Source organism: Rubellimicrobium rubrum (assembly GCF_006152115.1).
Taxonomy (GTDB): Bacteria; Pseudomonadota; Alphaproteobacteria; order Rhodobacterales; family Rhodobacteraceae; genus Rubellimicrobium; species Rubellimicrobium rubrum.
This window is the reverse complement of record NZ_VDFU01000052.1, coordinates 1-13088: the sequence shown is the minus strand read 5'-3', so window position 1 is coordinate 13088 and position 13088 is coordinate 1. Positions and strand designations below refer to the sequence as shown.

Below are 13088 nucleotides of genomic sequence, written 5' to 3'. Positions count from 1 at the left end.
CCCCGTCAGGCACCCAAGAGAGAGAGGCCGCCGGCCTCTCTCTCGCTTTGAGGGCAAGACGATGCGGGCCGGGTCTGTGGGATGCGAACTCCGTAAGGTGCGGCAAGAGCTCCGGTTCCCTTGACCGTGAAACACAAGGGACGACCCGGCGCCCATGGCTGCTCTCAGCTGCGGGTACCGGACGAACCTAGCTGCCGACCTGTGGGCGTGTTTAGAGTCCAGAGCTCATGACATCAGACGCACATACTTTGGTGACAGGCCATTAAGGGTGGGGTCAGGACGCAGACTTGGTGGAGATCAAGCACGGCGGTCTCCTTTGCCTGAGGCTCCGTTGTCGCAGCGCCTTTATTGTCGTGACCACGTCGACATCGCTGCGGAGAACATCGGAGCAGGGGCAGGTAGCTTGATCCAACCCGCGAAGGATCACGTCAAGCTCGACCACAAGGGCAGATTGTCTTCGGCTCGAACTGTTCCGGAGTGGCCGCCCACCACAGTGGTCTTGGTGCTGTAACCGAACTGATCAGAGGTTTCTTTGTCGCCCGTCGTGGGATGCGGCGATTTACTCAGGAAGCGCCGGTGCCCTGGAGCGTTGCTGCGCAGCCGGAGACCGAGGTGGACTTCAGAATGGATCGGTTGTCGCTCCAGACAGCGCGCTGAGGCCTCACGTCACCGGTCTGAGAGGTTGTGCAGAGCATTGGCTTGGCCTGCGCGCATCTCACCTGCGCCAACCGTTCAATCGTTGGACACGACTGATGGAGCAGGGTTAGGGAGACGGATAGATGGGTCGGACATGCACGGGTTTGACCCGTCATCAAGGCTGGCCACAGCGCAGCCTCCGATCCTGACCTGCACCTTACTCAACCGTAATTGGCTGCAGGCGATGAAGCTAGAGGCCTATGATGACTCTTCATTGACTTGGGGCAACAAGGCGACCTGAAAGAAAGCTGCCAACGGATGCGGGGCGTTGGCCAATCTTATGGGAGACGGATCGACGGGCAGAGCTCCCAATGGTGGGAGACGCACCGGGATGCTTCGCGCGCAACACAGGCCTTCATACACCTGAGCACCCACGCAACTCCGAGAGGCTCTCGAGAAAGTTCGTGATCTCCCGCCTGCGGCCTTCCTGGTCTGCGAACTCGCCGTCCACGCCGATCTGCCAGCGCAGCGCACGGCTTGCAGGATCCCGGTGAAGAGCCTCGATCGTGTCAGCATGGGACAGGACGTCGTCCTGATCATCGGCAAGACCCGCTTCGACGATATCCGCCGCCTGCGAGCGCAGCGCGATCGCGAGTTCCTCCAACGCAAGCTCGGGATGATATTGCACGCCCCAGAACACGCCTTGATCATACCTGATCTCCGCCGCCTGTACCCTGGTGGCACCGTTGCTTGCCAGGAGCGTGGCGCCGAGTGGCAACTCCTCGACCTCGTCGCCATGCACCGCGACAGCGTCCCAGCTTGGCGGGCGTCCTTTCAGCATCGGATGCGTTTGGCCCGCCTCGGTTGCGCTGATCCTTCGTGCGATGCCGGCTTCCATGCGTTCAGGCATCTTGCGCACCCGCCCGCCTGCTGCAGCCACGGCGACCTGGAGGCCTGCGCATGAGCCGAACGACGGCACACCCGATGCGAACACGGCCCTCATGAACGCGAGCTGGCGTTCGACGGGCGGAGTCTGGTTGTAGACATGCATGGGCGAGCCGGTCAGAAAAACGGCGTCGAAGGTTGCCAGTTCCGATTGGGACAGTATGACGGCGTCCTCATCGGCCGGTGAGATGAGCGACACCATCGCGCCTGGGCGCATCTGGCGCAGGGTTGCTGCATAGGTTTCACCCGCGCTCTTGCCTGCCCTTTGACGGCGGGCCTCCCGTTGCTCTGGCAACTCGCTCTGGGCGACAAGATAGTGAGGCACGAAGCTCAGGTCCTTTCATGGGCAGGGGTCACCAGGTCAGGTAGGTGCTTGGCCGTCATTGGCCAACGAGCCCGCGTGATGGACCGGCCCCGGTTCCGACTGACCATTTGGATACACCAGGGTCGGCGACCAGCATCGGACAGCTTTGTGCGTTTCGTTAGGGTTGCTACTGGGCATACCGGACGCTGTCCGCAGCAGGTGTGGACTCTATCAGGATAGAACGCCTCCTGAGTGCACACCGGTGTCAGGACTCCTCGCTGCAAAAGGCCCCCTTCGACAGGCCGGCTGCCAGGTGATCCGCTCGGCAAAGAAGACCGGGACCCAGCGCGACGGCCGGTCGGACTTCGACACTTGACTGCGGTTTCTCCGCCCCGGCGACACGCTGGCCGTCATCCGCGGGGGGTGGCTGGCACACTTGCTCAAGGACCTCCAAAGGGACGTCATGCTCAAGGCCACTGAACAACTGGTGGACACCTCAACGGTCGTGGGCAGGGCATTCTCCGACATGCTGGGCGTGTTTGCCGAGTTCGAGATCAACCTGCGCCGGGCGCAGCAGATGGAAGGGATCGCGGCAGCCAAGCGGAGGGGCACCTACTCGGGGCGAAAGCCCAGGATCGATCCTGACGAGGTGCCCCGGCTGCAGCGAGTGGAGAAGCCAGCCCCCCGCCCATGCCCAAACGGCTTGGGATCCCACGGTCGTCGGTGTACCGCTTTCCGCCTGGGAGCTAGGAACAGGTCCATAAATCATCAGGCGCCTCGCCTTTACGAGCGCCCCAGCGTCGAGATGCCCGCTCAGAAACTCCATTGCTGCAAAGAAGGCGTCGGGCCGGTTCAACTGGCCTAGTCCGTGCCTCATGTTGGGGCAGCAGATATGGGCCGACCTCGTCTGTGCCCTGGTAAGCCAGGACTACCTGGGCAGGCGGTCCGACCGGAAACGCAAGCATGGGACGCCTCGCCAGACCGCAGCATCCCCCTATTTATCACCCCTGAGGCTAACGAGGCCCTCAGGAGCGCGGATCAGGGAGGACCTGAGTGTCGTTCTGGGAGATCGGCGCGGGCGAGAGCCTGCTGCATGGCGAACTGGCTTGGCTCGGGGCCGCCATGGAGTGGGTATCCGCTGCCATCGACGTGCTCGCAATCCTGCTGCTCCTTATCGGTGCTCTCCGATTCACCCTGGGCGTTCTCCGGGCGGAGCTGTTTCTCGAAGGCCCTGACCGGGTGCGGCGCACCAACCGGGGCCGGATCGAGCTGGGCCGTTACATCCTTGCGGGCCTCGAGCTTTTGATCGTGTCGGACATCATCCACTCCGCCCTGAGCTTCGCCATCTCGGATGTCATCTACTTGGGGCTCCTGGTGCTTGTCCGCTCTCTTATCTCCTACTTCCTCGATCGCGAGCTGGGGCAACTGCGTCAGGAACTCAGCGAGGACATGTCAGTGGACAAGCCCGAAGATGGATCTTTCCGTCGCTGAGAAAACGCACGCCGGGTCCCTTGTTTCTGTCTGACCACGGTGCCTCCTCGGCTACGGATGGGTGCATGGGTGTGGCACATGCCAGCCTTGCCTCTAGCCGCCCACCCAGATGCCCGGGAGGGCCGTAGCCGCAACCAGCGCCAGGAAGACGTTCACGCCGATCAGCAGCCAGCTGGGCAGCCGGTCGATGTCGGGGGCATCGGGCTCGACCTTGAAAAGCTGCCGCCACACGCCGGCAATGAAGCAGAAGACGGAAAACATCACCAGAACCGACGCTTGGGCCAGCGCCAACCAATCCGGCACCAGCCCGTCGAGCAAGGCTCGTGCACCGATGCCGCCGGCCAGTCCCACCAGGCCGGTGCGCACCCAGGCCGCATAGGTGCGCTCGGCGGCAAACACCGTGCGATCGCCCGCAAGTTCGGTGCGCCGCTCGGCGCTGTCCTTTGTGATGACGGCTGCATGCGCGGTGCTCTGGGCGGCTTGGGCCGAGGTCTCCGCTGCTGCGGAGGTTCGGGTCGCGGCCTGGGTGGTGGTCTGGGCCGCCGCGCTTGCATGCTGGGCGGCGCTGGCAGCGTTCTCGGCCGCCGTCTGCGTCTGCTCCGCCGTCTCTTTGACCGCGGCGGCGGTCTCGACCGTGCGCTCGTTCATGGTTCTCAGACCTCTGCCTCAGCGAAACGCGCCGACGGGGAAGTGGTTTCGGGCCCCCGTCCGATGCCGATGACGGCTAACCATGCCGCCGACCCTAGGTCACAGGCGGGAACGGTGGCCCGTTGGCCGAGTTTGATCAGGGCACTGCGAGCGGCTAGTCACAGGGGGCCTATCTTGGACCTTTCTTCCCCCGCCTCGAACAGGGGCACGGCCCCGGCCAACCGCGACATGCTCGAGGCGGTCGGCTTCGGTCTTTACTGCATCGATGCCGAGGGACGCTGCACCTACACCAATCGGGCAGCCTTGGACATGCTGGGCTACGACGTATCCGAGATGCTCGGGCGCAACATGCACGATCTGATCCATCACAGCCATCCGGACGGCTCGCGCTATCCCCAATCCGCCTGCCCACTGGTTGCGACGCGTCAGACCGGCCGGCCCGTGCGGCTGGCGAACGAGGTGCTGTGGCGCAAGGACCGGAGCTTCTTCACAGCCGAATACTGCGCTTGGCCTCTTTTGGAGAATGGTCAGGTGACCGGCAGCGTCGTAACTCTGGTCGACACGACCCAGCAGGGCAGCGCGAGGGACCGGCTGGCTCTTCAGGTCACGGTCAGCCGTATGCTCGCTGGCACCGCCAATCTTGAGGACGTCCTGCCCCGGCTGCTGGCGGCGGTCGGGGGTGGTCTGGGCTTTCAGGCGGCATTTTTCTGGACCGTGAGTCATCGAGACCGCCGGCTCGATCCGGAAGCCAGCTGGACGGGGCCCGGCCTTGATGCGGTGGGGCTCGTAGAGCGGACGATGGCCATGACACTCGAACGCGGCGACGGCCTTCCTGGCAGGGCCTGGGTCGAGGGCGAGATAATCCTGGCTCCCGATCTGGCGGGGGAGGCCCATCCGGAGGCGATTGCTGCGGGGCTCACCTCGGCCCTGGTCATCCCGGCCCGCGTGGGGCGGCGGGTGCTGGGCGTGATCGAGCTCTTCGGTCGGGAGAGGCCGGCACTCGATGATGACTTCCTCGACGGCGCGGCGGCCATCGGGCAGCAGGTGGGACAGTACCTCCGGCGCAGGCGGGCCGAGGAGGCGCTTCGCGACCGCGAAGAGGAGTTCCGGGCCTTCGCTGAGAACCTCCCCCAACTCACCTGGATGGCCGATCCCGACGGCTCGATCACCTGGTTCAATCGCCGATGGTATGACTATACCGGAACGACTGCCGACCAGATGCAGGGTTGGGGCTGGCGGACCGTCCACCATCGGGACCATGCAGCCCGCGCCGAGGAGTCGTATCGGGCCGCCCTGGAGGCAGGGACCGTCTGGGAGGAGACCTTCCCGCTGCGCGGCCACGACGGGCGCTACCGCTGGTTCCTGTCCCGCGCGGTCCCCATCACCGACGAGGCGGGCCGCATCGCCCGTTGGTTCGGCACCAGCACGGACATCACTGAGCAGCGCCGCGCCGAGACCCGCGCCATCGCGGCCGAACGTCGACTCCGCTTCGCGCTGCAGGTCGCGCGGATCGGGTCTTGGTCCTGGGATTTCGACAGCGAGGTCCTGGAAGCGGATGAAGGGTTCCGATCGTTGTTCGACCTGCCCCCGGGCGACGACGATCTCTTGGCGGGGGACTTTCTGGGGCGGCTCCACCCCGAGGATCAGGCGCGTGTCACGACCGTCTTCCAGGAGGCTCGCGAGACCGGAGGCGAGTTCGACCTGGAGTTCCGCATCGTCACCGCCTCGGGCGAGGTGCGCTGGGCGGTGGCCCGCGGCTCGGTCGAGAAGCGTCCCTTCGGGCGCGGCCTCTACGCCTTGGGGATCACTTGGGACCTCACGGACCGTAAGCGCCACGAGGAAGCCCTCGCGGCCGCCAAGATGGCTGCCGAGGAGGCCAACCTCGCCAAGAGCCAGTTCATCGCCAACATGAGCCATGAGCTGAGGACGCCTCTCAGCGCGATCATCGGCTATGCCGAGCTGCTTGAGGAGGAGGTGGAGGACCTCGGCGAGACTGGGGAACCCATCGCTGGCGACCTCGGCAAGATCGAGGCGAGCGCTCGCCACCTCCTCACGCTCATCAACGGGGTACTCGACCTGTCAAAGATCGAGGCGGGCAAGATGGAGGTGGAGGTTGAGGAATTCGAGGTCGCACTCCTCATCGAAGAGGTCTGCGACACGGTCCAGAGCCTCATGGCCAAGAAGGAGAACCGCTTCGCGGCCAAGCTCGGGCCAGACCTCGGGACCATGCGGTCAGACCCCGTCAAGCTCCGCCAGTGCCTGTTCAACCTCCTGTCCAACGCCGCGAAATTCACGGACGGCGGCGCGGTGATGCTGACCGTCGAGCGGGTGGGCGGACGCCTGGCCTTCCGTGTCGTGGACACTGGCATCGGCATGACGCCCGAGCAGCAGGCCAAGCTGTTCCAGCGCTTCACCCAGGCGGACGTGTCCACGACGCGCCGTTTTGGAGGCACGGGCCTGGGCCTCGCGCTGACCCGAGCCTTTGCCGAGATGCTGAACGGCACCATCGAGGTAGAGAGCGAGGAAGGGCAGGGGACCACCTTTACCCTGAGCCTCCCCGCCGACCTCCGGGCGCCAGCAGAGGAGGCGCTGGAAGCACCGCTTTCCGAGGCTGCGTCCGACCAGGTGCTGGTGATCGACGACGACCCCCACATGCGCGAACTGCTGACCCGGTTCCTGGGCCGGGACGGGCTTGGCGTGGCTGTGGCTCCGGACGGGGAGGCGGGCCTCGCGCTTGCGCGGGAGATCCGGCCCTCCGCCATCATCCTCGACGTGATGATGCCGCGCATGGACGGATGGTCGGTGCTGTCCCAGCTCAAGGCCGATCCTGATCTGGCTGATATTCCGGTCATCATGATCTCCATGATCCGTGAAAAGGGTCTCGCCTACTCGCTGGGAGCCGCCGACTACCTGACCAAGCCAATCGATTGGACTCGCCTCAAGGCCGCCCTGGAACGCCAGAGGGGCCAGCCGGCGCCCGGGATCGCCCTTGTGCTTGAAGGCGATGCCGGCACGCGCGAGCAGCTTCACGACCTGCTGACCGGCCAGGGCTGGGAAGTGGCCGAGGTAGCGGATGCACGGGCGGCCCTCGAGAGGATGGTAGAGCGCCGTCCCGACCTCCTCCTCGTCAATGTCCAGCTGCCGGAAGTCGGCGGCTTTGACCTGCTGCGTGAGCTTCGACGCAACCCCGACCTGAGTGGGATCCCGGTGATCGCGCTGACGGAGGGGGACCTTGCGCCCAAAGAGCGAACGCACCTGCGCGACCAGGTGCGCCAGATCATCCAGACCCGCGACGACAGCATGGACGAGCTAAGGGATGAGCTCAGGCGGATCGCAGCTGAACGTATCGGGCGGCGGCTGCTCGACGCAACAGGGGAGGCAACGGATGGCCAAGCTATTGCTGGTTGAGGACACGGAGGAGATCTGGGATTTCCTGTCTCGTCGCTTGCAACGGCGAGGGCACGAAGTGGTGCTGGCCCATGATGGGCAGGCGGCCGTGAGCACCGCGCGCAACAGCCGGCCGGAGGTGATCCTTCTCGACATGAACCTGCCCGTCATGGACGGTTGGACCGCTGCCCGGACCCTCAAGGACGACCCGAAGACGAATGGGATCCCGATCATCGCTCTGACAGCCCATGCGTTGGCTGGAGACCGCGAGAAGGCTCTGGCGGCTGGATGCGACGATTATCATCCTAAGCCCGTGGACTTCTCCAAGCTCCTCGCCCAGATCGACGCCGCTTTGGGGGTCGCGCTGTGAGGGTCGGCGAGATCATGAGCCGCCATGTGGAGTTCATCCCCGGCAAGGCCACTGTGTCGGAGGCGGCCGAGTTGATGGGCGAGCTGGACGTGGGCGCCCTTCCCGTCGGGAGCGCGAATGAGCTCGAAGGCATCGTGACCGATCGGGACATTCTTTACCGCGTCGTGGCCAGGGGGCTGAACGGGGCGGATGTGCTCGTGCAGGACGTGGCTACCCGGCCGGTGATCGGCTGCGGAGAGGAGGACACGCTGCAGACGGCCATGGACCTGATGGCCACGCACTCCATCCGCCGGCTCGCGATACGCGATGGGGACGGGCGGGTGGTCGGCTGGATCACCTTGGCCGATCTGGCTCGGCAGCTGCTGGTCGGAAGCGGTCCCTTGCAAGGCGCGTTGCGTGACCTGAGCGAGGTGCCGGCTCAAGCCCGGTAGCGTCGCTCCAGGCTGCCAGCCACATCCGGGACAAGGCCGAGCCGCGCGCTGACGTAGTCGAGGAAGGCGCGGTTCACACGCGTGCCCCGGTTGATCGCAAGAAGGGCCGCGGCATAGGCGTGGGTAGCAAGGTCGGCCTCCTGGATCCGTGTCAGCAGGGTGCCCAGGTGCTGCGGTTCGGCCAGCATGGCCCCGATCCGCCGCGCCTCGTCTTCTCCAGCGCCGACGCGGCGCAGGGCCAGGGAAAGTTGCCGAGCTTCGCGCGAATCGATTTCCCCATCGGCCTGGATGGCGGCTGCCATGACCGCAAGGAGGAGGTCCGCTTGCGCCGGCCCTAGTACGCGGAAGTTCAGGGTGTGCGGCACCAAAGTCTGCTGCCGGTTGGCTAGCCACCCCGCAAGCACCTTGGTTGCGAGAGCGACCGGAAGAAGCTCCTCTGGGGCAGAGGGGTTTCGAGGAGCTGGCAACGTCGGTTCGTGCTGGGCAAGCTTCTCCAGGACATCCGCTCGTCCATCGCGGTCTCGGACCGACCCGAAGAGCCGGCCGATCAGATCGAAGCTCATCATCGCCCTTTCTCTTTCAGCCGGGAGGAACCTGCAGTTCCCTGGCGAGGTTCCGGAACGCCGGAATAAGGAGACCACGTGTGACGCTCGACCAAGCGCTGGCTTTCGGACTCCTGGGCGCGACCATCGGTCTCTTCATCTGGGGGCGACTGGCCTACGATCTTGTGGCGGTGCTGGCGCTGGTCGCCGGGGTGCTTCTCGGCATCATTCCGGCCGAGGAGGCGTTTTCCGGCTTTGGCGACGACGTCGTCATCATCGTGGCCACAGCGCTACTCATCTCGGCCGCCATAGCACGCTCTGGCGCGATCGAGACCGCGATGCGGCCGCTCATGCGGCATCTGCGGGGACCTCGGACGCAGGTCCCGGTGCTGGCAGGGGCCGTGACGCTCATGTCGATGGTCACCAAGAACGTGGGCGCCCTGGCCATGCTGATGCCGGTTGCCTCGCAGGTTTCGCGACGGACCGGGACACCCTTGTCTTACCTTCTCATGCCGATGTCTTTTGGCTCACTGATTGGTGGACTCGTGACGCTGGTCGGCACCTCGCCCAACATCCTGGTTTCGAAGGTGCGGGAGGAACTGACGGGCGAGCCCTTTGGGATGTTCGACTATACGCCGGTTGGAATCGTCATCGCGGTCAGCGGCGTAGCCTTCCTTTCCTTCGCCTATCGCCTGCTTCCCGGGAACCGACGTGCTGCCGGTACATCCATGGATGCGGCCTTCAACCTCGAGCAATACTCGACTGAGGCACGCGTCCCCGAGACTTCGCCGTTCGTCGGACGGACCGTCTCGGAGTTCGAGGTCCTGGGTGAAGAGGGCCTCCGCGTGACCACCGTGATCCGGGAACACTTCCGCCGCTATATCCCCCGTCCCGATTGGGTCATCGAAGCAGGCGACGTCCTTCTCCTCACCGGAGAGCCAAGTGACCTCGAGCGCGTGGTCGCCCGAGCCCAACTCCGGCTCGCGGGCGAGGAGGTCGCCGAGGACGAGGCCGACGAGGATAGCGTGGTGGCGGAAGGCGTCGTCACGGCCGACTCGTCCCTCGTGGGACAGACCCCGGCCGAGGTACAGCTCCGGAGGGAGCACGGGCTGAGCCTTTTGGCTGTGAGCCGCAGTGGTCAGCGCCTCAACCGCCGCCTGCGGCGGCTGCGTTTCGAAATTGGGGACGTCCTCATTCTCAAGGCCTCCCGGGATCGCATCGCGGAATCCATGGGCCAGCTCCGCATCCTGCCGCTGAGCGAGCGCGACGTGGCGCTCGGCAGTCGCAAGCGGAGCTGGCTTCCTATCATTATTCTCGGCTTGGCGATGGTCCTCGTCGCCACTCACCTCGTCCCCGTAGCGGTGGCCTTCGCCGGGGCAGCGGCGGCCATGATGCTTCTGCGGATCATGACGACCGAGGAGGCTTACGAGGCCGTCGAATGGCCGGTGATCGTGCTCCTCGCTGCTTTGATCCCGGTGAGCAACGCCATTCAAACGACGGGCGGCACGGACTTGATCGCGGCGGGGCTCGAGCAGGTGGCAGGAAAGCTTCCGCCGCCGGCAGCGTTGGGCCTGATGATCGCCCTCGCGATGGCAGTCACGCCCTTTCTGAACAATGCGGCGACGGTGCTCGTCATGGCACCCATCGCCGGGAGCTTGGCGGAGCGGCTCGGGCTCAATCCAGATCCCTTCCTCATGGCGGTGGCCGTCGGGGCAGCTTGCGATTTCCTCACCCCGATCGGCCACCAGTGCAACACTCTGGTCATGGGGCCGGGCGGCTACCACTTTGGCGACTACTGGCGCCTGGGCCTGCCATTGTCGGTACTGGTTCTGGTGCTCGGAACACTCTTGATCCCGGCCGTGTGGGGGCTTGCTGCGACCTAAGCAGTCCGGGTCGGCCTGTCGGCGCTTCAGGGGCAGGACCTGTGAACGATCCAGCTTCAAAGCCGACTAGCCGATCCATGCGGCCCGATTTTGACAGGCGCGATAAGCAGGCAGTTCTGCCTGATAGACGAACAGGTGAGGGGCCGCGGCCCCTCTTTTCCAAGGCGCGGGCAAGCTGCGGGTTGATGACAGGCGAGGGTTGACCGGGATCACCATGTCCAGCGCAACGGGCTCAGGTGGCAAGACGGGCTGGGCGACAGATGCCATGATGCCAACTGGCCATACCACGAGTTCAGAACCCGAGGCGTCCTGGTCTGCATCCCCGCCTGCAGCGGACGAAAACGCCCCCGTGACCTACCAACAGCCGGCTCATCAAGAAGTGTTGCCGGATCGCGAACACCTTTGCCCGGCGGAAAGACTGGCGCGGCGTTGCCACTGATACACCCCCTGCGGCGAGCTCTTCCCTTCCGCCAGCGCGCTCGCCGGCCCTGTCATTCTCTGGCTGCGGCAACGAGCCCTGACCGTAGTCGTCGACGCTGATCGGGGCCGTTGCGGACACCTGCTGCATCAACGCCAACTTGGCACCGGCTCTGTCGGGCAGGAGCGCCTCAGGATCGCCAGAGACGTTCACGATCGAAAGGGCCCCGTGTCATCAGAGTGATGCGGCAAGACGCACTTATATCATCTGGAGCGTCGCCAAGGAGGAGCCTATTGGCTTCGCAGGCCTGTCGGCCCGTGATCATCTCGTTCTGTGCGGCAAGTTCGGTGTCCTGAATGTGATTCTGGGCTAGGCTCCAGGTCACTGAAGATCCCATCAGCATAGCCAATACGGCCCCGACCAGTCCGACATAGCCCAAGCTGCCGTCAAGATCCGCTGCTTGCGGCATGTCCAAAGGCGCGTGCGGCAGATCCGATCCAAGTCGTGGGGCGCGGTCTAGAGTGGCGCTCCCAGAGGACTCGGGCAGAGGTAATGACAACATCCACATCTCCGAACGTTCGTTCGGCCTCCTGCGGTCCGATTGAGATGAGTTCAGCCGCCGCCAGCGCGGCGGCACAGCCTTGGCCAGCATCAAGACCTGTGCCGGACGTGCGTCTCTTCGTTGGATTCCCGATCGCTATTCAATATCAGCCCTTGGTTCTGGGATACGGCCCGTCATGAAGTGCTGCTTCCGTTAGGACAACAGACCTGCCTGCCTATCCATGATGTGTCCGCCACAGCCAGCCGGGTATCTACACCGTGTAACGCTGTAGCTACCAGACCACCGCGGCTGCCCCGTGCGCCCTGCAGCGGGCGCCCTATAGGCGCCTGAGCGCAGCGAAAGCGGTGTCTTGCGTCGGATCACCCATCAGCCTATCAGCCCCTGGAGTGCGGCCGCTGACTCTTACCGCCATCGTGGCACCGGACGATCACCGGGCTCGTTCTTGTTTCTGGACTGCCAGGCTACGTGTCTGAACGTTTCACCTGTACTGAATGCTTGAGGCGCAGGCTTGTTCGGAGGCCTGACGAGCACCACATGAAGCAGAGCCTTTCAGCGCCTGAACGTGACACCTGCAGCTGTGGTTCTTGCCACTCCGGTAAGGTCTGGCTCTGTATATGCCCTGCAGCCCGAGAACGATCGGCAATGCGCTCCTAACCGTCCCTTGAGGACGAAATATGGAACCCTAAGGATGTAACTCACTTCATGAACAACACTGGCGAAAAGAAGACTTTAAGCTTGGGCACCTCTGGTGCTCGGCCTGGCAACCTGAAGCCGAGCTTCTCGCCCGGTCCGGCCAAGACTGTCGTGGTGGAGACCAGGGCGGGCAAACGGGTGATCGCGACCCCGCCCTCGACCAGAGCCACGCCGTCAGGGGCAACTCGCCCCGCGCAAGAAAAAACGTCGACCAGCCCCCGCGTCCAAGAAGAACCGGCCAAGCGTCCCGCCGGCATCTCGGAAGCCGAACTCGATCGCCGCACGAGGACACTCGCGGCCGCCCGCGCCCGTGAGGCGGAAGAAGCCGCCAAGCGCGCCGCCGATGAGGCTGCCCGGGAGGGAGAGCGGCAGCGCCGTCGCGCCGAGATCGCCGCTCGCGAGCAGGAAGAGACGTCGCGCGCCGAGGCTGCCCGTCTCAAGGTCGAAGACGAGACCCGTCAGATCGCCGAAGCCGCCGGTCTGAAGGAAGCCGCCCGTCTGAAGGCCGAGGAAGAAATTCGCCAGAGTGCCGAGGCCGCCCGTGCCGAAGAGGCTCGCCGAAAGGCCGAGGAAGAGGCTCGCCGCAAGTCTGAGGAAGAAGGTCGCAAGGCTGCCATGGCGGCCCGCAAGGCTGTCGCCCAAGCGGCCGCCACACCCGCCGCTCGCGCCCCCACAAGGCCTGCCGTCACGCCAAGAGGAACGGGGCCGCGCCCTGCTGGCATTTCGGATGCTGAGCTTGAGCGTCGCATGAAGGCGTTGGCGGCGGGTCGGGCTCGGG

General features: G+C 65.0%; 9 protein-coding genes and 1 pseudogene. 7 read left to right on the top strand and 3 right to left on the bottom strand.

Annotated features, from left to right (window positions below; translation table 11 throughout):
• Positions 1-1051 precede the first annotated feature (1051 nt).
• On the bottom strand, positions 1052-1906 hold the full coding sequence (locus FHG66_RS20420; protein ID WP_139078994.1) for a type 1 glutamine amidotransferase: 855 nt from the start codon (positions 1904-1906) through the stop codon (positions 1052-1054).
• Between the two features lie 415 nt (positions 1907-2321).
• On the opposite strand from FHG66_RS20420, the gene FHG66_RS23045 reads away from it, so the two are divergent.
• Together FHG66_RS23045 and FHG66_RS20410 are read left to right on the top strand one after the other, a co-directional pair.
• A complete protein-coding gene (locus FHG66_RS23045; protein ID WP_425471768.1) occupies positions 2322-2750 on the top strand; it encodes a recombinase family protein in 429 nt (142 codons plus the stop codon).
• Positions 2751-2938: 188 nt separating this feature from the next.
• A complete protein-coding gene (locus tag FHG66_RS20410) occupies positions 2939-3376 on the top strand; it encodes a DUF1622 domain-containing protein (RefSeq protein ID WP_246082702.1) in 438 nt (145 codons plus the stop codon).
• Positions 3377-3469: 93 nt separating this feature from the next.
• On the opposite strand, the gene FHG66_RS20405 is transcribed toward FHG66_RS20410, so the two are convergent.
• Positions 3470-4024, bottom strand: coding sequence for a YidH family protein (locus FHG66_RS20405; protein ID WP_139078993.1), 555 nt, complete (start codon positions 4022-4024; stop codon positions 3470-3472).
• Between the two features lie 174 nt (positions 4025-4198).
• Between FHG66_RS20405 and FHG66_RS20400 the strand changes: the two genes are divergently transcribed.
• Genes FHG66_RS20400 through FHG66_RS20390 form a run of 3 tightly spaced genes read left to right on the top strand, consistent with a single transcriptional unit; the run spans position 4199 to position 8212 of the window.
• On the top strand, positions 4199-7432 hold the full coding sequence (locus FHG66_RS20400) for a response regulator (protein ID WP_176556376.1): 3234 nt from the start codon (positions 4199-4201) through the stop codon (positions 7430-7432).
• Entirely contained in the window at positions 7410-7781 is a 372-nt protein-coding gene (locus FHG66_RS20395) for a response regulator (RefSeq protein ID WP_139078991.1), read from the top strand. Before FHG66_RS20400 ends, FHG66_RS20395 begins: the two co-directional genes overlap by 23 nt.
• A gap of 14 nt (positions 7782-7795) precedes the next feature.
• Complete coding sequence (locus FHG66_RS20390) at positions 7796-8212, top strand: CBS domain-containing protein (protein ID WP_139078990.1); 417 nt, start codon at positions 7796-7798, stop codon at positions 8210-8212.
• Here FHG66_RS20390 and FHG66_RS20385 read toward each other — a convergent pair.
• A complete protein-coding gene (locus FHG66_RS20385; protein WP_139078989.1) occupies positions 8200-8778 on the bottom strand; it encodes a DUF533 domain-containing protein in 579 nt (192 codons plus the stop codon). The two genes, FHG66_RS20390 and FHG66_RS20385, sit on opposite strands and share 13 nt — an antisense overlap.
• 77 nt (positions 8779-8855) lie before the next feature.
• Between FHG66_RS20385 and FHG66_RS20380 the strand changes: the two genes are divergently transcribed.
• Both FHG66_RS20380 and FHG66_RS22045 read left to right on the top strand, forming a co-directional pair.
• Complete coding sequence (locus FHG66_RS20380) at positions 8856-10637, top strand: SLC13 family permease (protein ID WP_139078988.1); 1782 nt, start codon at positions 8856-8858, stop codon at positions 10635-10637.
• A gap of 1682 nt (positions 10638-12319) precedes the next feature.
• Positions 12320-13088: pseudogene (locus FHG66_RS22045) on the top strand (hypothetical protein); the annotation flags it as partial.